At 23.3% G+C, this 515-nt stretch carries 1 pseudogene; it reads right to left on the bottom strand.

Annotated features, from left to right (window positions below):
• A pseudogene (locus KGF50_RS21810) lies at positions 1–220 on the bottom strand (hypothetical protein); the annotation flags it as partial.
• Positions 221–515 lie beyond the last annotated feature (295 nt).

Raw genomic sequence — 515 nt, 5'->3', positions numbered from 1 at the left:
CTGTTTCCTTAGTTTTATTACTTCCATTTATTATATATTTTGAATTTATATAACCATTAGAGTCATATCCAAAATCTATGTTTATATAGTCCAATTCATCTGGGTCACCTTTTATAGTTTTTATGCCTAAATTGTTTTCATTGTTCAATACATCTATACTAAAATATATTGCTACTGCTAAAAATATAGTGAGTATAGATACTTTAGATTTTAATTTCATGTCACACCTCCTAAATAGACAATTTCTTATTTATTAATAAATAAGAGATTCCATTTAAAATAAACATTATAACTATAAAACTTAATACATAATTACCTAAAGAATTAAGTTGCGTCCCAACAAACCCATAATACTTTCTAAACAAACTAATTATATTTATATATACTGTTGAAAAATATAGCCCTGCCAAAATTATCAAGGTAATTAAAATCACATAAAATTTACCTCTGTAAGAAAATGTGAATAATATGCAACAATTTAAAAAAGAAATAGCTATGAGCAATAAAACTATATA

The organism is Clostridioides sp. ZZV15-6598 (assembly GCF_020657705.1).
Classification (GTDB): domain Bacteria; phylum Bacillota; class Clostridia; order Peptostreptococcales; family Peptostreptococcaceae; genus Clostridioides; species Clostridioides difficile_F.
The sequence above is the reverse complement of the archived record's forward strand: the minus strand, read 5'-3'. Positions and strand labels throughout refer to the sequence as shown.